The sequence below is a fragment of the Alkalibacterium sp. genome (assembly GCF_046484155.1).
Taxonomy (GTDB): domain Bacteria; phylum Bacillota; class Bacilli; order Lactobacillales; family Carnobacteriaceae_A; genus Alkalibacterium.
Window position 1 is genome coordinate 1 of the sequence record NZ_JAWOBT010000027.1, and the last position, 23,921, is coordinate 23,921.

General features: G+C 38.8%; 22 protein-coding genes. 2 read left to right on the forward strand and 20 right to left on the reverse strand.

Translation table 11 applies throughout. The annotated features are described in order from the left end of the window. The 16 genes from R6U02_RS02100 to R6U02_RS02175 all read right to left on the reverse strand — a co-directional run. On the reverse strand, positions 1-549 hold a 549-nt coding region (locus tag R6U02_RS02100), incomplete at its 3' end, for an ABC transporter permease (protein ID WP_410261980.1). A 25-nt stretch (positions 550-574) separates the two neighbouring features. After that, complete coding sequence (locus R6U02_RS02105) at positions 575-1,279, reverse strand: ABC transporter ATP-binding protein (RefSeq protein WP_410261981.1); 705 nt, start codon at positions 1,277-1,279, stop codon at positions 575-577. A 142-nt stretch (positions 1,280-1,421) separates the two neighbouring features. Further along, the gene (locus R6U02_RS02110) at positions 1,422-2,603 is read right to left on the reverse strand and encodes a class I SAM-dependent rRNA methyltransferase (protein WP_410261982.1); all 1,182 of its coding nucleotides are present in this window, start codon (positions 2,601-2,603) and stop codon (positions 1,422-1,424) included. Between the two features lie 127 nt (positions 2,604-2,730). Then, on the reverse strand, positions 2,731-4,884 hold the full coding sequence (locus R6U02_RS02115; protein WP_410261983.1) for an LTA synthase family protein: 2,154 nt from the start codon (positions 4,882-4,884) through the stop codon (positions 2,731-2,733). Between the two features lie 178 nt (positions 4,885-5,062). Next, complete coding sequence (locus R6U02_RS02120; RefSeq protein ID WP_410261984.1) at positions 5,063-6,496, reverse strand: ATP-binding protein; 1,434 nt, start codon at positions 6,494-6,496, stop codon at positions 5,063-5,065. Then, positions 6,474-7,184, reverse strand: a complete 711-nt coding sequence (locus tag R6U02_RS02125; protein ID WP_410261985.1) for a response regulator — start codon at positions 7,182-7,184, stop codon at positions 6,474-6,476. The genes R6U02_RS02120 and R6U02_RS02125 overlap by 23 nt, the downstream gene beginning before the upstream one ends. A gap of 233 nt (positions 7,185-7,417) precedes the next feature. Beyond that, entirely contained in the window at positions 7,418-7,741 is a 324-nt protein-coding gene (locus R6U02_RS02130; RefSeq protein WP_410261986.1) for a single-stranded DNA-binding protein, read from the reverse strand. Between the two features lie 166 nt (positions 7,742-7,907). After that, the gene (locus R6U02_RS02135; RefSeq protein ID WP_410261987.1) at positions 7,908-8,096 is read right to left on the reverse strand and encodes a DNA-directed RNA polymerase subunit beta; all 189 of its coding nucleotides are present in this window, start codon (positions 8,094-8,096) and stop codon (positions 7,908-7,910) included. 45 nt (positions 8,097-8,141) lie between these two features. Continuing rightward, on the reverse strand, positions 8,142-9,125 hold the full coding sequence (gene mreB, locus R6U02_RS02140; RefSeq protein WP_410261988.1) for a rod shape-determining protein MreB: 984 nt from the start codon (positions 9,123-9,125) through the stop codon (positions 8,142-8,144). A 226-nt stretch (positions 9,126-9,351) separates the two neighbouring features. Next, positions 9,352-10,662 (reverse strand): UDP-N-acetylglucosamine 1-carboxyvinyltransferase, encoded by a 1,311-nt coding sequence (murA, locus tag R6U02_RS02145; protein WP_410261989.1) that lies wholly within the window; start codon positions 10,660-10,662, stop codon positions 9,352-9,354. A gap of 211 nt (positions 10,663-10,873) precedes the next feature. Beyond that, complete coding sequence (locus R6U02_RS02150; RefSeq protein WP_410261990.1) at positions 10,874-11,113, reverse strand: DUF1146 family protein; 240 nt, start codon at positions 11,111-11,113, stop codon at positions 10,874-10,876. A 144-nt stretch (positions 11,114-11,257) separates the two neighbouring features. Next, the gene (gene upp / locus R6U02_RS02155; RefSeq protein ID WP_410261991.1) at positions 11,258-11,887 is read right to left on the reverse strand and encodes a uracil phosphoribosyltransferase; all 630 of its coding nucleotides are present in this window, start codon (positions 11,885-11,887) and stop codon (positions 11,258-11,260) included. Between the two features lie 92 nt (positions 11,888-11,979). After that, positions 11,980-12,990, reverse strand: a complete 1,011-nt coding sequence (locus tag R6U02_RS02160) for an L-threonylcarbamoyladenylate synthase (protein WP_410261992.1) — start codon at positions 12,988-12,990, stop codon at positions 11,980-11,982. After that, complete coding sequence (gene prmC, locus R6U02_RS02165) at positions 12,971-13,873, reverse strand: peptide chain release factor N(5)-glutamine methyltransferase (protein WP_410261993.1); 903 nt, start codon at positions 13,871-13,873, stop codon at positions 12,971-12,973. The genes R6U02_RS02160 and prmC overlap by 20 nt, the downstream gene beginning before the upstream one ends. After that, positions 13,863-14,939 (reverse strand): peptide chain release factor 1, encoded by a 1,077-nt coding sequence (gene prfA, locus R6U02_RS02170; RefSeq protein ID WP_410262004.1) that lies wholly within the window; start codon positions 14,937-14,939, stop codon positions 13,863-13,865. Before prfA ends, prmC begins: the two co-directional genes overlap by 11 nt. A gap of 8 nt (positions 14,940-14,947) precedes the next feature. After that, a complete protein-coding gene (locus R6U02_RS02175) occupies positions 14,948-15,544 on the reverse strand; it encodes a thymidine kinase (RefSeq protein ID WP_410261994.1) in 597 nt (198 codons plus the stop codon). 191 nt (positions 15,545-15,735) lie between these two features. On the opposite strand from R6U02_RS02175, the gene manA reads away from it, so the two are divergent. Then, a complete protein-coding gene (gene manA, locus R6U02_RS02180; RefSeq protein ID WP_410261995.1) occupies positions 15,736-16,686 on the forward strand; it encodes a mannose-6-phosphate isomerase, class I in 951 nt (316 codons plus the stop codon). A 433-nt stretch (positions 16,687-17,119) separates the two neighbouring features. Here the strand turns inward: manA and R6U02_RS02185 are convergent, their stop codons facing one another. The 4 genes from R6U02_RS02185 to R6U02_RS02200 all read right to left on the reverse strand — a co-directional run bounded on the left by R6U02_RS02185 (position 17,120) and on the right by R6U02_RS02200 (position 22,675). Further along, the gene (locus tag R6U02_RS02185; protein ID WP_410261996.1) at positions 17,120-18,982 is read right to left on the reverse strand and encodes an ABC transporter ATP-binding protein; all 1,863 of its coding nucleotides are present in this window, start codon (positions 18,980-18,982) and stop codon (positions 17,120-17,122) included. Then, positions 18,982-20,703, reverse strand: coding sequence for an ABC transporter ATP-binding protein (locus tag R6U02_RS02190; RefSeq protein WP_410261997.1), 1,722 nt, complete (start codon positions 20,701-20,703; stop codon positions 18,982-18,984). The genes R6U02_RS02185 and R6U02_RS02190 overlap by 1 nt, the downstream gene beginning before the upstream one ends. Continuing rightward, entirely contained in the window at positions 20,700-21,341 is a 642-nt protein-coding gene (locus R6U02_RS02195; RefSeq protein ID WP_410261998.1) for a TetR/AcrR family transcriptional regulator, read from the reverse strand. The genes R6U02_RS02190 and R6U02_RS02195 overlap by 4 nt, the downstream gene beginning before the upstream one ends. A gap of 137 nt (positions 21,342-21,478) precedes the next feature. Then, on the reverse strand, positions 21,479-22,675 hold the full coding sequence (locus tag R6U02_RS02200) for an AI-2E family transporter (protein WP_410261999.1): 1,197 nt from the start codon (positions 22,673-22,675) through the stop codon (positions 21,479-21,481). Between the two features lie 169 nt (positions 22,676-22,844). Between R6U02_RS02200 and R6U02_RS02205 the strand changes: the two genes are divergently transcribed. Further along, on the forward strand, positions 22,845-23,882 hold the full coding sequence (locus tag R6U02_RS02205; protein ID WP_410262000.1) for a lactonase family protein: 1,038 nt from the start codon (positions 22,845-22,847) through the stop codon (positions 23,880-23,882). The last annotated feature ends 39 nt before the right edge of the window (positions 23,883-23,921 follow it).

Below are 23,921 nucleotides of genomic sequence, written 5' to 3' on the forward strand. Positions count from 1 at the left end.
TATCCGTTCGATATATAAGGGACTATTCAAGAAACCAACGACTTCAAACGTATGCTCTTTAAATGTATCCTCACGATTTTCAGAATTTTCTTCATTTATCTGAATCGTATCACCTATTGTATACTCATCAGCATAATTATTCGTTTGATCGATAGCAATTTCATTCGTTTCTTCAGGCAAACGTCCTTCAATAATTTTGAAGTCATTGATTGAATGTTTCTCCTGATCCCAGCCGAAACCTTTTGATGTTAATCCCGATTCCCCAAAAATGACATCCTGACTATATAAATACTTTACTTCGGCATCATCTACCGAATTCAAGAGTTCCATGTCTTCATCTACTAATCCCATCGTAGAAAATACATGTAGATCGCTTAGATTTTGCTCATCATAATAAGAATCGGCTGTATGAATCATTACCGGTCCGGTAGCACTCAATCCAGCAAAAAATGCGACCCCTATTAAAATAATAGCAAAGATAGATAAAAAACGCGTCTTACTTCGCCCAATTTCTCTGAATGTATCTTTCCATAATGCTCTTTTGTTCATTACACACCCTCATTTCGCATCCGGTTTACCATTCGATCGATTCTACTGGCTGTGGATGATCATTCAACGTAACTTTTCTGACTTTAGCGTTATTGATATCGATCACACGATTCGCCATCGGTGCAATGGCACGGTTATGTGTAATAACAACGACGGTTGCTCCGTATTCTTCTATAGAACGATTTAATAGATCGAGTACTTTTTTTCCGGTTTCATAATCCAACGCACCGGTGGGCTCATCACAGAGCAATAATTTCGGCTGTTTTGCTAATGCGCGAGCAATAGCTACTCGTTGCTGTTCGCCACCAGACAACTGGGCAGGGAAATTATCCATTCGGTCTTCCAAACCAACGCTGATCAGTATTTCTGTTGCATCTAGCGCATTGGGGGAAATTTCTGCTGCCAACTCGACATTTTCTTTAGCCGTTAAATTGGGGATCAAGTTATAATTTTGGAAGATAAATCCAACGTCATTTCGTCGGTATTCAGTCAACTGTTTATCTTTGAATCCAACAATATTTGTCCCGTCAATAATAACTTCGCCTTCATCGGCAAAGTCCATTCCACCTAAAATATTTAATACTGTTGTTTTCCCAGCCCCACTCGGTCCGACAATAACAGCAAATTCGTTTTTCTCTATGTCAAACGTGATGCCATCATTAGCTACGATAACCGTCTCACCTGCTTGATACCGTTTCACTTCATTTTTCACAGAAATATAAGCTGACATTTTTTTCGTCCTTTCCAGTAATTATTTATTCATTTTATCATATTTAGTGAAACCGTCTCACCTTTTTCACTCCATTCGATAAATCTTCAAACTTTAGTCATATTCAATAAAAAAAGAGGCAGGTTCTCCTGCCTCTCATTCCTTATTCTTTTGTTCTTTCAAGCACAAAGACTTTCAAGTAATTGGAATTTGGATTTTGTTCGTTTACAGCAAAATCTTCAGGCAAGCTAAACTCTTCAACGAGGTACGCATCAACATCCATTTCTTCAAAGGCTAAGTTGACACTGTCAAAGAATTCATCTCTTGAAACCGTCTTGGCATTCGTTGAGGTAATGATCAAACCACCAGGTGCCAATACTTGAATCGCTTCTTTTACTAATTCTGTGTAATTTTTTTCGACACTAAACGTTCTTTTCTTCGTGCGTGCAAAGGTTGGCGGATCCAAAATGATCAAGTCAAATTGCAGCTGGTGTTTTTGTGCATAATCTAAATAATCAAATATATCCATCTTTCGAATTTCATGTTGTTCACTGTCTAGACCATTCACTTCAAACTGCTCTTTTGTCCGTTCTTTACTTCTGTTAGCCACATCGACATTCACGGTCTTAACCGCTCCGCCCATGGCAGCCGCGACAGAGAAGGCTCCCGTATAGCTAAACGCATTCAGGACTTTTCTGCCTAAGCCCCATTCTTCCATAATTTTATTTCTGATATTTCGCTGGTCGAGGAACAAACCGGTCATCCAGCCTTCATCTAGATAGACATTATAGCGAATGCCGTTTTCTAAAATAATTATAGGTTCTTCCGCCTTGTCGCCTTCGATAAATCGACTTTTGTGCGGTGCATTTGGATAATTGCATTTCTCATAAATTCCTTTGAAATCAGGAATGGCTATTTTAAAGGCTTGCAGTATCATATCCTTGTGTTCGTAAATGCCTTCGCTATACCAGGAAAAGATATAATAACCATCATAATAATCGATAGTCAAGCCACCTATGCCGTCGCCATCACCATTGAAAAATCGGAAAGCCGTTGTTTTTTCATCAGCATAAAAAGCTGATCTTCTTTCTCTTGCCATTCTGAAAAGTCTGTCAAAAAAGGCATAATCGATTCTATCCGAGTCATCTAAGGATAACACCCAGCCAGCCGTTTTCTTTTCGTTCCCAATGTATCCAAGTGCCACAAATTTATTATGTTTGTCCACTAGCCTCACAAAGTCACCTTCGACAAGTTCTTCTTTATCGAAAAAATCCAACTCTTCTAGCATCGGATACCCATTTTTGATACGATCGGTTGCTAATTCTTTTATTCTCAATACTTTCATAACGCACTCCTTTTAGCTAATCTTCTGTTTTATTTTCTATCATAGTATAACACACTATTTTCATGAATATAGTCTGTCTACAATTTGAAAAGTGGACGCTAAATAGCTTAACGTCCACTTTTTCCACTTATTTAATTTGTTCAAAGTCCAACTTTTTATCGGGATCTATCTGTTTAATAAACTCACTGTAACTCATTGCATTGATCAATTCTGGAGCATCTGATTCATACAGTCCTTCGCTCGACAGTCCGTCTCTTTGGTTAAGGAGACTGTTACCTTTCAGAGCATCGCTTTCTAAAACTTCCAATTGGTTAGAGAAAATATACTCATTCGGTGCAAACTCTGCCATTGATGGAGGCGAATAGAAACGCAGGAGGTCTAACATCAGAATGTTGTCCGAATGTATCAACTCTTCTCGAGCTTCATCTCTGATCAAGTGTAATTCAGCCAGCTCAACTTCAGACAATTCCTCCGTTAGTTCACTTCCATCTTGATCATAAATCGATTCACCAATAAATGAATAGTCAGGAGTCAATACTCGACCGTCTCTTAAAGGCACGGTATTATTATGATTTCCAGATAATAGATCTTGTCCCATAAACAAGAATTCTTCTGTTTCAACCCCAAGCAAATGAAGGAGTGTAGGTAACATATCAACTTGACCACTGAACGTATCACTGACCTGACCGTTATCAACTCCAGGAACGTGCATGATCAGCGGCACACGTTGAATCTCAGTATCATCATACTCGTTCCACTCTTCCTTGTCTTTACCCACCAACTCGGCAAGATGAGGATTTCGCATGTTTGATATGCCGTAATGATCCCCATATAACACAATAGTGGAATTTTCATACAACCCACTGGCTTTCAGGTAATCGAAAAACTCTTCAATAGCTTGGTCTAAATAATTAGCAGTAGCAAAATACTGATTGATCGTATCATCGTCTGTTTGAGCCAATGGAAACCCTTGGTTCTGCTCATCTAAGGGATACGGAAAGTGATTAGTTACTGTTACAAATTTTGTATAAAAAGGTTGCGGCAACTGTTCGATATACTCGACCGAATCATCGAAGAACAGTTTATCTTTTAGTCCATATTCTAAAGAGCGTTCTCCGGACACATCATAAAACTCAGAATCGAAAAAGTAATCATAGCCAAAGTTTCGGTACGTATCCGTTCTATTCCAGAACGACCCGACGTTCCCGTGGAAAGCTGCGGAAGAATACCCAGCTTTTTGTTCCAATATTGCGGGTGCTGCATGAAAATCATTTGTCGATCCTAACGTTTGAAAAGCACTACCTTCAGACAATCCGTACAGAGACGTTTCTCCAAGAATTTCCGCATCGGACGATTTCCCCTGACTGGTCTGATGGAAGTAATTATCGAAACTATAAGATTCCTGACTATGGAATAAGCTGTTAACGAATGGCATCACTTCATGTTTCACGCCATTTTCATCTTCTAATTCATAATCGATCAAAAACTGTTGGACGCTTTCCATTTGTATCACAATGACGTTTCGGTCTTCGGCTACACCGAAGTAATCAGCATCTGGTTCCCTATAATTCGCTCTCACAAAATCAATGATCCCATTTAGCTGCGTCTCATCCGCACTTGCTCGAATCTGACTATTCTGAACGGTTTGAACGATATCATAACCTGTAAAGAAATTCAGTCCCAAATATTTTACAATATAGTTTCTGTCAAAGGTTCGCGTCAACAATTGTGGCCGATCTATCTCAGCTAACGTAAGATTCCCGACAAATAAAGACAGTCCTAAAGCAGTAACCGCAAAGATGTCGCGTTTTTTGGCTGGCTTGTGATATCCTTTAATGATCGTTTTACGATTGCGCACTGAAATAACCATTAAGAAAATAAAATCAAACCAGTAAAGTAGATCCCACGGTCTCATCATAGCAAACGTTGAAGCTATCAAACCTGTCGATACATTGTTAGAGCCAACCAAGATATTCGTTGTAAGGAAATCCGAAAATTCTCTGTAATACAAGATGTTGGCGTAGAGAAGTAACGTAGTCACAAAAAGAATCCCAATCAAAGCTATGCTGGACGATTTTGGTTTTTTAAAGTAAAGTGCCGCGGAAAAAAGTATCAGCGTGATAGCTAGTGGATTAATAAACAACAAGAACTGTTGAACAGTTCCAGTCACTCCTAAATCAAATTCTATTAAATAGGCCATATATGTTTTGAGCCAAAACATAACTGTTACCAAACCAAACAAAGCATTTCTTTTATTGAATATATTTTTGATTTTAAACATAAATAGCCCTCCTTTTTATTTTTTTATATTCTCAATTATTTTAAATCGATTTATTCTTCACGTATATACTAAACGAAACTCTATTATAAAGCAAACGCAACGATTTAAGCAATTATAAAGCTCTCATAAACATAGCTCAAGGTATTTATGACTAGTTCAATCAGTTTTCTCAATCAATTCATTTTTTTTTAGGGAAAATCATCTTAAAGGTTGTCCCCTTACCAAGCTCACTTTCAACCGTGATTTCAGCTCCATGAAGTTCTATTAACTGTTGTACAATTGCCAGACCAAGACCTGATTCGCCGAATTTAGTCTTGGTTCGAGAGACATCTGCCTTGTAGTAACGTTCCCAGATATTTTCCAGCTGGGATTCTGTCATCCCAATGCCTGTATCGCTAATAGTGATTTCTGTACCTTCTAAAGTGTTTCGACTTGATATGTCGATTTTGCCACTCTGAGTAAATTGCATGGCATTTTTAATTAAGTTGACTAAGATTTGTTTTAGCCGGTCATAATCTGCATACACAGTGATGTGGTTCAAATCATGTATAATTAATTCGTTTGAGGATTCTTTGATCATCTCTTTCATTTGTTCGCTTATTTCATCAACAATTTCTGATAGAGGTATTGCGTGTTTTGTTAATACAATTCGATTAGATCGAATGTTTTCATAATCCATATTTTCATTGACAAGGCGTATCAAACGTCTTGTCTCTTTTCTCATAAGTTTTATACTCCGTAATTTTTGTGTTTCGGGAATGACATCGTGTTCCAAGCCTTCCAGCAAACCATTGATAGTAGTTAAGGGTGTTCTCATTTCATGAGCAGCATCTTGCATAAAACTTTTTCTGCGCTCTTCTTGTTTCATAACTTCATCTTGAGACTCTTTTAACCCCATCACCATTCGGTTGAAATCTCTGGTCAAGTAATCTATTTCATCTCGTTCGCTATGTTCAAGTTGAATCGTATACTCACCTTCCGCTACTTTGTGGGCAGCCTTTCTTAAACGATTCACTCGTTTAACTTGGTAGTGAGCAAAGACTAAACTCAATAGTATAGCCACAATCGTCGAGATAAGAAAGGCACTAAACAAATTGCCTTTTAAATCTTCCATTTGACGATTTATGTGGCTGATTGGTGCACTTACCGTAACAAATCCGGCGTACTCTTCGTTATTCTGCTGGAAATACGGAAGATAGACAAGCGTCGTCTCTCTTGGATTTCCTAATAAATCTTCACGAGTTGTTATTAAAGATATGCGTTCGCCTGATTTCAGTTGTTCAATTTGATCCGGCACAATGTTCGCCCGCATATTCGGGGGCAACTCCGGATAGATTATATCTCCTTCATCATCAAAGACAAAAAAAGAAACTTCCTGCGCCGTTAAAACGCGGTTGATCGTATCAAGCTGCATCGGATTCAAATCTTCATTTATTACAGATTCAGCGTAACTAAACAATCTGCTCTCAGTTGCATTTAAGGCTGTTCTCCGGCCAAAATGAACAAATGAAAAGACGGTTACCGCCATTAAGATGATGATAACGGCTAAAAAGCCCAAAAACTGTTGAAAGAAATACGGTAATTTCATTTTAGTCAATTTTTTCGGTATCATCGAACTTGTACCCTACTCCCCATACAGTCTTTATAACTTGCGGCCCATTTAAGGATACTTTCTGACGTAATTTTTTTATATGTGCATCCACTGTGCGCTCATCACCAAAATACTCATAATCCCAAACCAACTGAAGGAGTTGCTCTCGTGAAAAAACACGTCTGGGGCTATTTGCTAAAGTAAAAAGCAAGTCAAATTCTTTTGGTGTTAAATTATTCAGAGGTTGATCATATAAAACAATCTCACGTGTCGTTCGGTCCATTTTCAAATGTTCCGTTTCAATGTCAAACGTCAACTCATCTGCATGGGCAGAGTCTTTGTTGCTCACTCTTCGAAGCAGTGATTTTATACGGGCAACTAAAGTGAGCGGACTGAACGGCTTGGTTACATAATCATCTGCACCTATTTCTAAACCGATCACTTCATCACTTTCTGAATCTCTAGCAGTCAACATAATGATGGGGACAGATGAAGACTCTTTTCTTATTTCTTTACAAATGGCCATACCATCCATCCCAGGAAGCATAATGTCTAATATAATTAGATCGAATTTGTCTGGTGAATTTTTATACGCATCCAGTCCCTCTTTGCCATCGTGAACAAAGGTTGCCTCCCACTCCTCTTTCAAAAAGAACATCTCTATCATTTCACACACGGATTCATTATCTTCAATCATTAAAATATGCATGGTTAACCTTCTTCCTAATTTCGTTCATTTTTATTATACACACCATAGTTGAATTTTTTGTGTAAATCAATGCACTTAAACAAGAAGATAAACCAATTGTGTCAACTTTGCAACCAAACAATGAGACGACTTTCATTGCTGAAAACTAAATACAAAAACACAGCGCAATATTCATGTTCATAAACAAACAAAAATAAAATGCTGTGTTTTTAATTTACACTTTCTAAACTAGGCTATTCTTTAGCTTTTTTTTGAATAAATTCTATATCATCCACGAGCATCTCCACGACATATTTTGTTTCATCATCGTTCGTTTGATATGAACGCGATTGCATCTTACCATTTAATGCGACGAGATCTCCTTTGCCGCAATGTTTTTCAATGAGTTCAGCTTTCTTTCCCCAAGCGACAAAAGGAATGAAATCAGCCTCCCTTATGCCTTCCTTTTTGAATGTCTTCTTAACCGCTAGAACGTTGTTGGTGACAAATCGGCTCTCACCTATATCCCTTAATTCAACTTCCTTGACCATTCTTCCTATCAGTGACACTGTATTCATACTATTCCTCTTTCCATCATGTAGTAGAAAAGATTAAAATCTCTCCTCTACTAATAATATTATGAAAAGAAATAATATCTCATCAATAAAGTTCTATAAAAAACAGAAAAAGCATTAAAGCGATAGAGAGTTCCCCTAACACCTTAATACTTTGATGGTTTATTCATTAAAAAATATAGTCTAAAATATGCTGCCAGATTTCCGGATTAAATACATCCATCGGCTCGCCGGCACCACCAACGACACTGTATCCAATCATTGTTCCTATTATAAAAGCTGCAGTAATTAATAGAATCACAATCAGGACTTTTAATATATAAAAGATTATATCCTTAACTACCGTTTTCCATGTCATCAGTGAACACCTCAGTCAATTTTACAGAATTGTCAGATCATTAAATTATCTTCGATTTTTTAAATTTTCAAGCAAAATACCAGTTCCAAGAGCGACTGAATCGAGTGGATTTTCCGCTTTAAACACGGGCACCATCAGCTCTTCGGCAAAAAGCAGTTCAATACCGTCAAGCAATGCGCCACCACCGGTAAGGATAACACCACGATCAATGATATCTGCTGACAATTCGGGCGGTGTCTGCTCCAAGACCGCTTTAGCTTGTGCAACGACCATTTCCATGGATTCACGCGTTGCTTCCAATACTTCCAGCGAAGTAATGGTAACGGTGCGAGGCAGACCGGAAACCATGTCTCGTCCTCTTACATCCATTTCATCATTTCTCCCGTTATCAAACATGATGCCAATTTCTTTCTTGATCGTTTCTGCCGTACGCTCTCCTATGAGTAACTTGTGTTTTTTCTTAACATATTGCGTGATATCGTTATCCAGTGTATCGCCCGCTATTTTGATCGAACGGCTGGTAACGATCCCCCCCATAGATAGAACAGCGATATCGCTGGTACCTCCACCAATGTCGATAACCATATTGCCTCTTGGTTGAAATATATCCATGCCTGCACCGATAGCAGCCACTTTGGGTTCTTCTTCTAAATAAATGTTTTTGCCACCACTTTTTTCTGCCACTTCAATAATTGCTTTTTGTTCAATTGCAGTGATATTCGTGGGACAACAAATAAGAATATTAGGCTTAGATAAAAAACCTTTAACATTTAATTTATTAATAAAGTAAGTCAGCATTGCTTCAGTTATATCAAAATCAGCAATAACGCCTCCTTGCAAGGGACGGATTGCTTTTATATTGCCAGGTGTACGACCCACCATCATGTAGGCGTCTCCCCCTACCGCGAGTACTTCGTTTGTTTTAGTGTCTAACGCTACGACAGAAGGCTCGTTTAAAACAATACCTTTTCCTTTTACATGCACCAGTACATTCGCTGTACCTAAGTCGATGCCAATATCTCTAGCCATCGTGTTTCTCCTCTCAACTCTTCATTGCACTTTCACTATTTCGAGATGCATAAGTCTAAAAATGTTTATACCCTTTATATGATACTTAACATACGAAAAAAGAGCAACACTAAATTTATATTCTTAATTATTTGTTAAGGTATACTGAAGGGCATATGAAAAAGAGAGAGAATTAAGAATAATGGGCTAGTTTCTCCTCTTCTTCTTCTCTCTCTCTGTAAATATTTTAATTTAGATAAGTAGATACGGTACTTGATTCTTTGATTTTTGCTGATTCTTCGTTTACTCGTTCGATATCGGCACCTAATTTTTTCATTTTAGAATGGAATTTGGAATATCCCCTATCTAAATGATGTAATTGCGTGACTTGTGTGTGTCCTTGGGAGACTAAACCGACCAATATCAGTGAAGCTGCTGCACGCAGATCTGTTGACGCAACTTCAGTACCTTGAAGGATGCTCCCGCCTTGTATAATAACACTTTGCCCATCGATTTGAAAAGATGCATTCATCTTACGCAGTTCTTCCATGTGCATGTATCTGTTTTCGAATACTGTTTCACGCATGATACTTGTTCCCTCAGCAACAAGCTGTGCTATGGTCATTGGTGCTTGAAGATCAGTAGGGAAACCTGGATATGGCATAGTTTTAACATTCGTTGGTTTTAATTTTTCAGGGCCAATAACTTTCAATCCTTCACTGGTCTCAATAAATGTAACGCCCATTTCACCTAATTTAGCAATAAGCGGTTTGTTATGTTCACTTACAGCCTCTTTAATCAAGATCTCTCCTTGTGTAATCGCGGCAGCGATCATAAAGGTACCACTTTCAATACGGTCAGGAATGATAGGATAATCTGTTCCTTCCAGAGCTTCCACACCTTCTATGCGTATGGTTTCTGTCCCTGCTCCAATTATTTTAGCACCCATTTTATTTAAGAAAGTTGCCAAATCAACGATTTCAGGTTCTCTTGCAACGTTCTCAATGACGCTGGTTCCTTCAGCAAGTGTGGCTGCCATCATAATGTTTTGAGTCGCTCCGACACTTGGAAAATCCAGATAAATATGAGCAGCCTTAAGTTTGTCTACAGAAGCTTCGATATAACCATTACCCAACTTCACTTTGACACCCATCGCTTCGAAGCCTTTCAAATGCAGATCTATGGGTCTAGACCCGATAGCGCATCCGCCAGGTAAAGCAACTTTAGCATACCCTGTCCGCGCAAGCAGCGGGCCCATGACCACGATAGAAGCTCGCATTTTACTCATAAAATCAAAATGTGTTTCATTGTTTAGTTTAGCTTCAGCATTTGTTCGAATCACCTGGTTTTTTTCATCAAATTCAACCTTGACGTTTAAATGATTCAACACTTCATTCATAGTGTAAATATCCGATAAAAGGGGCACGTTGTCTATGATATTCGTCCCTTTACTTGCTAAAATAGTGGCAGCTAGTATAGGAAGTGCAGCATTCTTTGCTCCATCTATATCAACAGAACCTTTCAGCCGGTTTCCTCCGCCTACGATAATTTTATCCATTCTATGCCCTCCATAATTCCTTTTCCAATTATTCTTCATCTCATGTCTTGTTTTAAATTAATTGTTAATATAGTAAAAATTGATTGTTCTTTTTTAAAACACACTTGATTCAGTATATCAGAAAGCTTATTGCAGGGGAACACCATGTAATCCCTTCCTTAATGACATCTTTGTGACAACATCAACTGATTTGTCACTGACACGAAACACATTAAATCAAATAAAATAAGTTCTGAATTGAAAGAATAAAATCTATGAAAAAATTGCTTGTTGTATAACCTAATGCAATAGAAATCAGTATATACAAGGTACGTGCTTGTGGAATGTGGAATTTTTTTATTAACATATCTGTTTTTAACGTCTGCATTGCCCAAAAAGCAACAAGGATAAAAAATACATGCGAGACAAGATTAACTAATGATTGTAGCATGACGAGTGGCATACGGTTCATCCTTTCGTAATTATACTAGCACAAACTTCAAAATATTTCATTTATTATGCATGTTACATAAATGTTACAGGTTTCTTTTGAAATCCTAAAAAAAAGCTCCGATAAGAAAACCTTTCTTATCGGAGCTTTTTCATTTTATATCTCTTATAATGTTCCGAACAAACGATCGCCCGCATCGCCTAAGCCAGGCAAAATGTAGCCTTTTTCATTTAATTTTTCATCTAGGGAAGCAGTATAGATATCAACATCAGGGTGAGCATCCTGCAATACTTTTACGCCTTCAGGTGCTGCAACTAAACAAACAAATTTGATGTTTGTTGCGCCGCGTTTTTTTAATGCATCGATGGCAGCAACCGCTGATCCGCCTGTAGCAAGCATAGGATCCACAACTAATAATTCACGTTCTGATAATTCAGAAGGTAACTTGACAAAATATTCGACTGGTTCCATGGTTTCGTGATCGCGGTACATCCCTACGTGACCAACTTTGGCCGCTGGAATGAGATCTAACATGCCATCAACCATGCCTAAGCCAGCTCTTAAAATAGGTACGATCACTACTTTTTTACCTGCCAGCTGTTTTTGAACGGTTTTTACTAAAGGTGTTTCGATTTCAATGTCCTGTAAAGGCATTTCTCTAGATACTTCATATGCCAATAAGCGCGCAATTTCATTAACGACTTCTCTAAAATACTTTGTTCCAGTATTCTTATCTCTGATGATTGTCAGTTTATGTTGTATAAGTGGATGATCTATAACTTGAAAGTTTCCCATTATCCGGCTCCTCTATTATCCTTATTTACTTCTTATGTTATTGTACATAAAGTGATCGCAAGTTTCCAGGAGAATCCATCTTATCCTGATTTTTATAATATTCGACTCGCTGCTTTTTCCAAACGATTCATGTACGCTGTCCCTATGCCTGCTTTCGAGTAAGGTTCCACTACTATCAGCGAGATCTTTTCATCATCTAAGGCTCTCAAAGATGAGAACAATCGAGCAGCTGCCTGCTGAGGTTTCTTTTTGTCACCCAATCTATGACCCGTTCTATTATGATTACTTAACTGTTCAAACCATTCATCACTGACCAAGAATCCGATTTTTTCTCCAGATTTTTCTAATTGATCCATCACTTTTTCAGCCTCATCTAAGGAAGCCGGTAAAATCCAGACAGGCTTTTCGGGAGAATAATGTTTGTATTTCATTCCTGGTGATTTTGGTGCGATCGATGCATCTTTTAAATGATTGTCTGTCCAAACTTTCCCTAAGACTAGTTCCAATTCTTCAAAAGTAACGCCACCCGGCCTTAATATCGTCGGTCTTTCAGGATCGGTGAGATCCAGCACTGTGGATTCAAGTCCCACTCCCGTCGCTCCACCATCAACTATTGCTTGAATTTTACCATCTAAATCTTTCTTAACGTGCAGGGCAGTAGTTGGGCTCGGTTTTCCAGACGAATTTGCGCTGGGTGCCGCTAAGGGAACCCCAGCCTTCTCAATCAGTTCAAGCGCTACCGGATGATCCGGCATTCTTACACCAATGGTATCCAATCCTCCAGTTACCGAGGGTGCAATAGGTCCTTTTTTTCTTAAAATCAAAGTGCACGGTCCGGGCCAGAAATGCTCTATTACTGTCCTGGCAGCTTCCGGAACGAACTGAACATAGCGCTCCAGCTGGTCTATATTAGAAATGTGAATGATCAATGGGTTATCATTCGGGCGACCTTTTGCTTCAAATATCTTTTTGACCGCCTCTTCGTCAGTCGCATCTGCCCCTAAGCCATAGACGGTTTCGGTTGGAAAAGCCACGACTTGACCACTTTTCAAGTAAGCCGCTGCTTGGTCTAATTCGGTAGAATCAAGAATGGCTGTCTGCATTAACGTCTCCTTCTTTCGTTATCTTTGTGTCACGTTTCAGATGTATCGTCCGGTCATTATTGTTGAAATCTTTTTCTATCTTGATGGTCGCGCTTGGAAAGTGATTCTCAAAAATAGCTTTAATTGCTGGTGCCTGCTTATAACCAAATTCTAAAATCATTTCTCCCTCTGGATTCAATCTTTCTGAAGTTTCCTCTGCGATTTTCTTGTAAAAATACAGCCCCTCTTCTTCTGCGAATAAGGCAAGATGAGGTTCAAAATCAATAACTGATTCATCCATTTCGTTTCGTTCGGATTGACTGATATAAGGCGGATTAGACAGGATCAAGTCGAATGTCCCAGTAACCTTTTTCAGCATATCACTTTCGATAAAAGTCACCTCTGCACCTAAAGTCTGAGCGTTAGAGCTGGCCACAGCTAGTGCTGCTTGACTTATGTCTACCGCAACAACCTCGTCTTGTGGTCTTTCAAGCTTATGACTGATGGCTAAAACACCGGATCCGGTTCCTAAGTCGATGACACGTAATGGTCGTTCCGGCAAGTGTTTAATGTACCGGTCAAACCACTCTTCTGTTTCAGGACGAGGAATCAGGGTTGCCTCTGTAATTTTGAATTGACGGTCATAAAACCACTCGTGTCCAACAATGTGCTGGGGTGGTTTGCCATGACTGGCCTCGATTATATCTCTGATATACTGCTCTTTATCCTCTTCATTCATCTCCTGCTTTTGAAGGGTAACTAAATCCGTCAGCGACATGTTGAACCGTTCTTTCAACAACCACTCGGCTATCTGAGGCTCTCTATGGCTTTGTTTCAAAAAAGCAGAAGCCCTAGAGAGGACTTCTGCATAAGTTGATGCTTCTCGGATAAACTTAATAGTCATTTTTTAACTGCTCCATTTTTCGGGATTGTTCCCACATGAGTAAAGGTTCAATGATTTCATCTAATTTTCCACCCAGAATTTGATCGAGTTTTTGAATGGTCAAATTAATGCGGTGATCAGTTACACGACTTTGCGGAAAGTTATACGTACGGATACGTTCAGAACGGTCTCCTGTCCCTACGGCAGATTTTCTTTCTGCATCCACTTCAGCTTGTGCTTCCCCAGTAATTTTATCATAAACACGAGAGCGTAAAATTTTCATGGCCTTCTCTCTATTTTTAATTTGAGAGCGCTCGTCTTGCATCGCTACAACGATTCCTGTGGGTTCATGCGTTAATCGCACAGCTGAAGATACTTTGTTTACGTGCTGTCCGCCCGCACCACTGGCATGATAAATATCGACTCGAATATCATTTTCAGCGATATCTATTTCAAGATCTTCAGCTTCCGGCATGACAACGACGGTCGCCGTTGAAGTATGAATGCGTCCTTGTGATTCTGTCTGAGGCACACGTTGAACTCGGTGCGCACCGTTTTCAAATTTCAACTTGGAGTACACATTCGTACCTGATATCATCAGTGTGATCTCTTTGAATCCACCGGCACTGCCAGGACTGGTGTTCAGCACTTCTGTTTTCCAGCCTTGATTGTCTGCATATTTCTGATACATTTCAAACAAATCTCTGGCAAAGAGCTGCGCTTCATCTCCACCGGCGGCTCCGCGGATTTCCATAATAATATTACGTTCATCATTTTCGTCTTTTGGTAGAAGCATGAATTTCAGTTCTTCTTCCAGTGTTTCTTTTTCTGCTTTAAGAGTGTTAAGTTCTGCTTTGGCTAATTCTTCCATTTCTTTGTCTAAAGAATCATTAAGCATCTCTTCGGTATCTTCCAATTCAGTTAAAACGTCTTTGTATTTTCTATATTTTGCGACGGTCTCTCTCAAGTCCGCTTCCTCTTTACTCAATTTCATAAGACGTTCCGTATCGTTGATCACTTCTGGATCACTGAGCAATTCATTCAGTTCATCATAACGTATTTCTACTTCTACTAATCGATCCATCATACTACTCATTAATTATTACCTCTCTCTTGGTCGTGTCTTATTAAGGGATCACTGTAATGTTTTCTACATACCGGGTAATAGGACTCGTTCCCACCTATGGCAATTTGCTCTCCTGTATATACAGGCTCACCATCATGTACACGCAGGTTCATGATGGCCTTTTTATGGCAGAACCAGCAAATGGTTTTCATTTCTTCTATCTTATCAGCTAAAAGCAGTAATTGCTCGGATCCTTCAAACAGCTGGTTTCTAAAATCATTCTTCAATCCAAAAGCCATGACAGGGATAGACAGTTGATCTACTATTTGGGCTAATTGATCGACATGCGTTCTTTTTAAAAATTGCGCCTCATCGATCAACACGCACGCAACCGGCTTTTCCATGTCTTTTACAATTGAAAAGATATCCGTCTCGTCTGTAACAGGGATGGCTTTTCGTTTCAATCCAATTCGACTGGAAATATAACCTAATCCGTCTCGATTATCTAAAGCACTCGTAAACAAGACCACAGGCTTTTCCTGCTCTTCATAATTATGTGCCACTTTCAAAATTTCAATCGATTTTCCACTGTTCATTGCTCCATAACGAAAATACAGTTGTGCCATGATCAATTGCCCACTTTCTTTAATATACTTTCTCCAGCATTTCTTCGTCTATCTGAAATAGACACCAATCCTTATAAATTATAAGTGATGGCAGGAAAAAGTACAAGTCCACATTGGATACTGTACCACTTTCCCCTGAATTTGTGCCGTTTATATGCTAAACTAAAGAAAAAAGTGATAGGAGCATGTGTATGTCAGAACCACTATTTTTAAAAGGTGCATTCAAAGAGAAATTATGGGGTGGAAAGAAATTGAACACCTTATTCGATTACCCTATTCCAAGTGATAAAACAGGAGAATTGTGGGCTATCAGTGCCCACAGCAACGGACCAAGTACTGTTATCAACGGATCATTTAAAGGAAAAACACTAAAAAATTTGTGGGATGAGCATAAAGAATTATTTGGCTACGCTAAAGGAGATGTTTTCCCGCTCCTGACAAAAATATTAGATGCAGAGACAGATTTATCGGTTCAAGTTCATCCTGATGACAACTACGGTATGGAACACGAGGGTGAATTAGGTAAAACAGAATGCTGGTATATTATTGATGCTGAAGAAGGTGCCGAAATTGTTTATGGCCATCACGCTGAATCAAAAAAAGAACTAGAAGAATTTATTGAAACGGGACAATGGGATAAGCTGTTACGAAAAAAAGTAGTGAAGCCTGGCGATTTCTTTTATGTTCCTAGTGGGACCATCCATGCTATTGGTGGTGGCATAATGATTCTAGAAACACAGCAATCGAGTGACACGACTTACCGTGTTTATGACTACGACCGCGTTCAAGATAACGGTGAAAAAAGAGAATTGCATATCAAAGATTCGATTGCAGTCACAACTGTTCCACATAACGATCCTGAGCTGGAACTGCAAACCATAAAAAAAGAAGACCTTACAGAAACTACTTTGGTTAAAAATTCATTCTTTACTGTTAAAGAATGGATTATAGAAGGAAAAGCTTCTTTCCATAAAGAAGCTCCCTACACATTAGTGAGCGTACTAGACGGTCAAGGACAGTTGGTCATCGAGAATAATATCTACAATTGTGCTAAAGGTGATCATTTCATTCTCCCTGCATCTATTGAGACCTGGAGATTTGAGGGTACTCTGCACATGATCGCTTCGCATCCAGGAGAATAACAGATGGAACACCCGGGTTATCAACTTTTATACTGATAACCCAGGTGTTCTTTTTTATTACTGATGTATTCGGTAATTACGATAGCACTTTTAACGCCTAAGTGTCGAACTAGCTCCAACTTCGGTCGTTTGCATAATATCCGTCGCTCGTACTGACCGAACATCCTCTTATTCGGTCAGTACGACAACGCTTTTAATTCCTAAGTGTCGAACTTGCCCCAACTTCGGTCGTTTCAACAACTTCAGTCGCTCGTAGCGACCGAACATCCTCATGTTCGGTCGTTACGACGGCACTTTTAACGACTAAGTGTCGAACCCTCGTCTTCAATTCAGTAAATACTTCCTGACATTGGTATCACACTAGTTATTGAGTCTTATATTATACACTTTCCTATATTATAAAAAAGCTGCCTCTCATGAGACAGCTTTTTCTTTATACAGCTTTTAATTGTTCAACTGGTGTTTGGAATTGTGCGTTATATAAATCAGCATAAAAGCCGTCTTGCTCCATTAACTCATCATGATTGCCTGTTTCCAGAACATCACCGTGATTCATAACGATAATCTTATCTGCATCCCTAATCGTAGATAGACGGTGAGCCACCACAAAACTGGTTCTGTTTTCCAGCAGTTTACCCATTGCGCGTTGAATCAATATCTCGGTACGCGTATCAACAGAAGACGTTGCTTCGTCTAGTATTAGTATTTCGGGATCTGCAATAAAGGCCCTGGCAATCGTGATAAGTTGTCTTTGCCCTTGAGAAATGTTTGTCCCTTCCTCGTTTAAAATCGTGTCATAACCGTCCGGTAAACGTCTGACGAATTCATCAACGTGAGCCGCTATTGAGGCTTCAAGTATCGTCTCATCACTCGGATTTTCATCATGACTACCATATTTGAGGTTTTCCCAAATCGTTCCGTTAAACAACCATGTATCCTGCAGAACCATTGAGAATTTACTTCTCAAGTCATTACGCTCGATATCTCTTGTGTCGATACCTTCGTAACGAATACTTCCGCCTTTAACATCATAAAAACGCTCAAGTAAATTGATCAGCGTCGATTTGCCTGCTCCGGTCGGTCCGACAACAGCAATCATTTCGCCTGCTTTAACGGTTAAATTGAAATCTGTCATCAGTAATTCGTCATTATCATAACCAAACTGGACATGTTCAAACTCAATCTTGTGTGGCGAGTATTTTTTAGGTTCCAAACCGGAATGTGTTTCTTCCATCGGCTCCTCATCAAGCACTTCAAAAACTCGCTCACATGAAGCAATCGTTACTTGAATGGTATTGGCTAAGTTAGCAATTTGTCTGACGGGTTGTGAAAATTGGTTGACGTATTGAATAAACGCCTGCACATTACCCAGAGAGACAGACCCGTTAGCTACACCTATCCCACCGACAATCGCGACCCCAAAGTATCCCAGATCTCGTGAGAAGCTGACTAATGGCATCATTATCCCTGTCAGGAACTGTGCTTTCCATGAGGCATCGTTCAACTTAGCACTTTGCACCATGAATTTTTCTATTTCAGCTTCTTCTCTGTTGTACGTTTTAACAATGGTATGTCCTGAATACGTCTCTTCTACCTGATCATTGAGTATGCCCAATTCTTTTTGCTGTAGTCCAAACTGTTTCTGAGACTTTGGTGCAACGTAGGCAATAAGCAAGAAACTGATAGGAACGGTTACGATCGTTACCAGTGACAGTCGAATGTCGATAGCGAACATGATAATCAGAACAGTGACAAACTGGACCACACTTAAAATGAACTGTGTCAATGATTGCTGAAGTGTATTCGCGATCTGATCCATATCATTAACAGCGCGTGACATAATATCTCCGTTAGAATGGGTATCATAATAACGGATAGGTAATGTCGACATTTTTTCTTTCAAATCTTTTCGCATATCATAAACTGTTTTTTGAGCGATACGGGCGGTAATGAATTGCTGAAAATATCGGAACACCGCTTCAACAATATACACAACAGCAACGATGTATAAAATGTTTCGAATATAGTCAAAATCGATAGGGAAAGTTTCCACTACCGTTCCAGCTTCTCTCAAAGCTGTTCCCTCTTGAATCCCCTGATAAATTTCAGTTGTCGCTCGCCCTAAAATATATGGCGCTATCGTAGCCATTATCGTTGAAGCAATAACCATCAGCAGGGTCGCTGCTAAGCCCCAAGAACGAGTGGACATGTACCGGACAAGTCTATGGGTCGTTCCCCAGAAATTTTTTGCTTTTTCAGCTTTTAAGTGAGCCGCACTTTTTTCGCTATCTTTCATTAAATGTCCTCTCCTTTCAACTGAGACTCCATTATTTCCTGGTAAACCTTGTTCGTTGCTTTTAATTCTTCATGCGTACCTTTACCAGCTATGGTGCCTTTATCCAGCACGATGATTTCATCAGCATCCACCACTGTGCTGATTCGTTGAGCAATGATGACAACGGCTACCTCTTTTGTTTCTGGTGCCAATGCTTCTCTCAGTTTAGCATCTGTCTTGAAATCAAGAGCTGAGAAAGAATCATCAAATACCAAAATATCCGCATCTGTTACCAGTGCTCTCGCAATACTTAATCGTTGTCTTTGACCGCCAGAGAAGTTTCCTCCTCCTTGTTCAACGCGAGAGTCTAACCCTCCTGATAAGCTCGATACAAAGTCCTTGCCTTGAGCTATATCCAAAGCATGCCATATTTCTTCATCACTGGCATCCGGCTTACCATATTTCAAGTTGTCTCGAATGGTCCCTGAGAACAAGACGGCTTTTTGAGGAGCAAAACCGATAAGTTGGCGTAAGTCACCTTGTTTGACCGCTTTAATGTCAACGCCATTAACTTCTATCGATCCGCTTTCTATGTCATAAAGACGGGGGATCAAATTGGCTAACGTTGTTTTCCCAGAACCGGTGCCTCCAATGATAGCTAATCTCTCTCCTTTTTTTAGAGTGAAATCAATATCTTTGAGAGCAAGTTTTTCGGCCCCGGCATATCGATAATTGACATGATTGAAGTGTAATGAAGCATCTTCTTCTTTATTTAATTTGGTCGGATGAGCAGGGTCTTTAATAATATTGGGTGTATCCAATACTTCTATGATACGTGCAGCAGCGATCTGTCCTCGCGGCAGGAAAAAGAGGACCATAGAAACCATAAAGACGCCAATAAGAATTTGCATGGCATAAGTCAAGAAAGCGACTAAATTGCCCACTTGCATATCACCTGTACTGATCAATTGAGATCCAAACCAGACAATCATAATATTCGTTACGCTTACTGCCAAAATCATTGAAGGCATCATGAATGCTAAGCGGGTGTATGCTTTAATTGACGTCGCAGCAAAGTCCCAGTTGGCTTCATCAAAACGCTCTTTCTCATACTCGTCTTTATTGAATGCACGGATCACACGAATGCCTGTTAAGCCTTCTCGAAACACTTTATTGAGCCTGTCTGTCTTCAATTGCATGGACTTAAAGATAGGACCTGTGGATTTTAAAATAATTAATAACAGGAGACCTAAAATTGGCATAGAGATCAAGAAAACAAAGGCTAATTGAGGTTCTCTTATAAAAGCCATAATGCCCGCCCCGATGACAAGAAAAGGAGCCAGCATCATCATGCGCAGGACCATCATCATAACAAACTGAATTTGCATGACATCATTGGTTGTTCGCGTAATCAATGTAGACGTTCCAAATTTGTCGATTTCTTCATTAGTAAAATAAGACACCATTGTATAAATTTTTCTGCGGATCGTGTCTCCTAATCCTTGTGATTCTTTTGCCGCGTAATAGACATTTATCAATGCAGCAACAATCGTGATCAATGTGAAGGCCAGCATAATTAAGCCCGTACGTATGATGTAATCTATATCTCCTTCTGCAACACCGTAATCAATAATGTTAGCCGTGAACGTTGGCAGGGCTAACATACCCACGACTTGTATGGCTAAAAATATTAAACTTAATAAAATCCTCCATGGATTCATCCATTTCGCTAATCTAATCATTCGCTCTCCTCTTTCTTATCAACAATGGCAATGCCACAAGTGATCCACTGTAGTCGTTTTGAAAATAACAGCTGAGTTTCACTGACAGATAATTCTTTCCAGAAACCTTCCATAACCGTGTCGTTCAGCATGCTTAATATATATCTCAAAACATCAACAAGCTCTGTTTCAGACGTCACTTTAAGATTATCTCTTTTTACGACATCAACTATGCGTTCACCCTTAGGCAGTTTATGAGATTCGGTCTGCTGAAAATCGACGCACGCCTCTTGATTTATCTGATAATTCATGTGTAAATACATTTTTTCAAAGAATCCAAACTTTTCGGATTCCATAATATATTTTATATATTTCTCACTGAACAGTTTATATCCTTCATAAAAATCACCATCTTTTTCCGAAAAACTTTTAAACATCAAGTTGCGATAATTATAACGAAATTTCCCAATCAAAAAGAAATATAAATCTTTTTTATCTTCAAAATATTGATAAAAACTTCCCCGGGAAATTTCAGCATTTTTTACGATGTTAGAAATAGATGCTTCATTTAAGGACTTAGCCGAGAATTCTTTCATTGCTCCAGCTATCAGTCGTTTCTTCTTATCTTCTGGTAAGTTGAAAAAAGTTTGTGTCGGCATATCATTGCCTCCTTCTGCAGATATAAACATGACAAATTGTCATGTCATATTATTATATGTGACAGCTTGTCATAACGCAAGAGATAATCTAAAAAAAATACGTTTTAATCCCAGTTTCCAAGAATTAAAACGTCAGTTTATTTAATTGTTTCAATTATTTCCTTTGATATATCAGCTGCCTCATCTTCGTTTTCATAAAGACCTGAATATTTTTTATACCATTCAAAGAACATCGAAACAGCTATTTTAATAATGGCATAACCTGGTATTCCAAAAACGACACCTATCAATCCAAATAAACGACCTGCAATCAGGAGAAGAAAAATAATATTGACAGGATGAATCTTCAATGAACTTCCCAAAATCTGTGGAGAAATCACACGGCCTTCCAGTAACTGCTCAATTCCAAAAACAATGAGAACTTTAAACAACATAAAAGGTGAAGCCACCACAGCTATAATAAGCGCAGGTATAGTGGCGATAATAGAACCCAGATAAGGAATCAAATTTAAAAAACCCGCGAATATGCCTAGCGTCAAAGCAAAGTCCAATCCTATCAGCGAAAATCCGATATAGAACATAAATCCGACAAATATAGCCACAATCAGTTGTCCCCTGACATAATAGCTTATTTGTCTGTTAATATCTGTTAAAAGCCTAATAACCGTTGGTCTTGCTTTAGTAGGTATAAATTTCAAAGCTCTATGTGGTACTTCTTTTCCGTCTTTAAGTAGGTAATATAGAACAAACGGCGTGGTAAACAGTGTTATAAACAGACGAGTAATTATCCCAATAACACTGCCAATCCCACCAACAGTTGCATTTAAAACAGATGACATTTGATTCGTGACTGTTTCAATAAAGGGGGTTTCACCATTTTCATTCATAAATTCTGACAAAGCTTGAGTATTGAAGAAAGATTCTATTTGTCCAATAAAATTTGACCAATAAGACGGCCAGCTTTCTAAAAGTGAAGCAACCTGTATTTGAATAATCGGAACAATATAGTTTATTCCTCCTATTATGAGAAGAATAACAATACTAAAAACGAACGCAATAGCAGAATTTCTAGAAAAACGCTTCTTTTCTAACCAGTCGACCACCGGCGTAAGCAGATAATAAAAGATAACGGCAAAAATGATCGGTGGTCCGATGATACTAAAGGCAATTGCAATTGGCTCAAATATAAAAGAAATACTGGTAATCATATAAATATTTACTGCTAAAAGAAAGATGATCAAAAGGACCGTCACAAATTTATTATCTATTATCTGCTTCCAAAACCAAGTCTTATACCATTGTTCAGTATGCTTCTCTTTCTTTTCAGTTTCCACGTCTTTCACCCACTCCTACTTATTATTAATTACTTATATTCTAGCATATAAATTTCACTGAAATGAATAAATATACTTCAAATTCAAATAGAACTGTCTCTTTTGTATCCTTCTTCTTAAATCTGTTATACTATTTAGGTGAATCAAATCGATTTGAGGAGGAATAAATATGAACCAAAAGATTTTACTGGGTACCTATACAAAGAGAAAAAGTGAGGGTATATATAGTATAGAATTAGACGTCACAGAGAAAAAATTAAAAAATTTAAAAAAAGAGATCCCTGTAGAGAGCCCCACTTATCTTGCCGGGAATGAAGGCTACAGTTTGCTTTTTTCAATTGCAAAATCGCCTGATGGCAAAGGGGGCATTAAATCTTTCAAAAAAAGTACAGATGGTTTATATGCCGAGGTAGATAGTTTGTTCGAGGAAGGTGCACCGCCTTGTTATATCGCATATGATCAGACTGAAAATCTGGTACTCACTGCTAACTACCATAAAGGTGAAGTCTGTGTGTACCAAACATCAGCAGAAGGTGAATTATCTTTACTAGACAAAAACACACATTCAGGAAAATCAGTGCATGAAAATCAAAAGTCACCTCATGCCCATTACTTCGATCTAACACCAGATGGTCAGTTTTTAATCGCCTGTGATTTAGGGACTGATGAAGTGGTCTTGTACACGCTTGATGAGGATAACAAGCTCACTGTTAGTGATATCATCCCGGTCACTCCAGGAACAGGTCCCAGACATGTTGTGTTTCATCCTAATAATCGCTTCGCTTATGTTTTCGGAGAATTAAGCAGTGATGTACTGGTTTTCAACTATAATAGCAAGAATGGCACATTGAGTCCTATTCAAACCATCTCATCTATACCACACGAGCACGAAGCGTTTAATGGTGGAGCTGCGATTCGCGTATCTTCCGATGGCAAGTTTGTCTATGCATCAAATCGTGGGCATGACTCAATTGTCACGTACAAGGTAGCTGAAGACGGGACCTTGTCCTTAGTTAATTACACGCCAACCGAAGGACAAATACCCCGTGATTTTAATCTTGATCCTTCTGAAGATTTCATCGTAGTTGGTCACCAAGATTCGGACAATTTAACATTATTTGAGAGAAACAAAGAAAACGGAACACTCACGCTCTTGCAAAAGGATGTTTATGCCCCTGAAGTTATTTGTATTAAATTTGAATCTTAAAAAACATGTTTGATTAAATTTTCGTCAACCAATTGAAGG

Bases quoted from the DNA above. Each gene is read 5' to 3' on its own strand.
- R6U02_RS02105 (WP_410261981.1), bottom strand. From the start codon at position 1,279: ATGTCAGCTTATATTTCTGTGAAAAATGAAGTGAAACGGTATCAAGCA.
- R6U02_RS02110 (WP_410261982.1), bottom strand. From the start codon at position 2,603: ATGAAAGTATTGAGAATAAAAGAATTAGCAACCGATCGTATCAAAAAT.
- R6U02_RS02115 (WP_410261983.1), bottom strand. From the start codon at position 4,884: ATGTTTAAAATCAAAAATATATTCAATAAAAGAAATGCTTTGTTTGGT.
- R6U02_RS02120 (WP_410261984.1), bottom strand. From the start codon at position 6,496: ATGATACCGAAAAAATTGACTAAAATGAAATTACCGTATTTCTTTCAA.
- R6U02_RS02125 (WP_410261985.1), bottom strand. From the start codon at position 7,184: ATGCATATTTTAATGATTGAAGATAATGAATCCGTGTGTGAAATGATA.
- R6U02_RS02130 (WP_410261986.1), bottom strand. From the start codon at position 7,741: ATGAATACAGTGTCACTGATAGGAAGAATGGTCAAGGAAGTTGAATTA.
- R6U02_RS02135 (WP_410261987.1), bottom strand. From the start codon at position 8,096: ATGACATGGAAAACGGTAGTTAAGGATATAATCTTTTATATATTAAAA.
- mreB (WP_410261988.1), bottom strand. From the start codon at position 9,125: ATGGCTAGAGATATTGGCATCGACTTAGGTACAGCGAATGTACTGGTG.
- murA (WP_410261989.1), bottom strand. From the start codon at position 10,662: ATGGATAAAATTATCGTAGGCGGAGGAAACCGGCTGAAAGGTTCTGTT.
- R6U02_RS02150 (WP_410261990.1), bottom strand. From the start codon at position 11,113: ATGAACCGTATGCCACTCGTCATGCTACAATCATTAGTTAATCTTGTC.
- upp (WP_410261991.1), bottom strand. From the start codon at position 11,887: ATGGGAAACTTTCAAGTTATAGATCATCCACTTATACAACATAAACTG.
- R6U02_RS02160 (WP_410261992.1), bottom strand. From the start codon at position 12,990: ATGCAGACAGCCATTCTTGATTCTACCGAATTAGACCAAGCAGCGGCT.
- prmC (WP_410261993.1), bottom strand. From the start codon at position 13,873: ATGACTATTAAGTTTATCCGAGAAGCATCAACTTATGCAGAAGTCCTC.
- prfA (WP_410262004.1), bottom strand. From the start codon at position 14,939: ATGATGGATCGATTAGTAGAAGTAGAAATACGTTATGATGAACTGAAT.
- R6U02_RS02175 (WP_410261994.1), bottom strand. From the start codon at position 15,544: ATGGCACAACTGTATTTTCGTTATGGAGCAATGAACAGTGGAAAATCG.
- manA (WP_410261995.1), top strand. From the start codon at position 15,736: ATGTCAGAACCACTATTTTTAAAAGGTGCATTCAAAGAGAAATTATGG.
- R6U02_RS02185 (WP_410261996.1), bottom strand. From the start codon at position 18,982: ATGAAAGATAGCGAAAAAAGTGCGGCTCACTTAAAAGCTGAAAAAGCA.
- R6U02_RS02190 (WP_410261997.1), bottom strand. From the start codon at position 20,703: ATGATTAGATTAGCGAAATGGATGAATCCATGGAGGATTTTATTAAGT.
- R6U02_RS02195 (WP_410261998.1), bottom strand. From the start codon at position 21,341: ATGCCGACACAAACTTTTTTCAACTTACCAGAAGATAAGAAGAAACGA.
- R6U02_RS02205 (WP_410262000.1), top strand. From the start codon at position 22,845: ATGAACCAAAAGATTTTACTGGGTACCTATACAAAGAGAAAAAGTGAG.